Here is a 536-nt window from a genome sequence, read left to right on the forward strand (position 1 = left end):
ACCACGGCTGGGGCCGCGACCGGCGCAGGCTCGACAACCACAGGTGCAGGCTCGGCCACTACTTCTGGCTGGGCTTCGGCAGCCGGCGCAGCCTCGACCACGGTCGGGGCCTGCTCGATTTCACCGGCTTCGACAGCTGGCGCTTCTACCGGGGCTTCGACAGCCACGGCCGGCTCGGCAACAGGCGCTTCTTCGACGACCGGTTGTGGCGCGACTTCGACCACTGGCTCGGCAGTTGCCTCGACCACGGCCACAGGCTCGCTGACCGGCTGCTCGACCACTGGGGCCACGGCCACTTCTTCAACCTTGGTGACAACTTCGACTTGCTCGAGCTTTTCAGCCTGCTCAACCGGCTGGGCGGCTTCGCTGTTGTCGGTTGCTGCAGCGGCAACGACGTCAGCGGTGGCGCGCTCGGCCTGCTGGTTGGCCTGGGCTTCGGCGTCGCTGCTGATGTTGCTGGTAGCAACCGCTGCAGTTACAGCCAGGCCGGCCGCCAGTTCAGCACCCAGCTCGGTGGCCTGGTGCTGCTGTGGCTG

At 67.5% G+C, this 536-nt stretch carries 1 pseudogene; it reads right to left on the reverse strand.

The window, feature by feature from the left end:
- Positions 1 to 536, reverse strand: a pseudogene (locus G1E_RS28730) (ribonuclease E); the annotation flags it as partial.

Origin of the sequence: Pseudomonas sp. TJI-51, assembly GCF_000190455.2 — a bacterium.
Classification (GTDB): domain Bacteria; phylum Pseudomonadota; class Gammaproteobacteria; order Pseudomonadales; family Pseudomonadaceae; genus Aquipseudomonas; species Aquipseudomonas juntendi.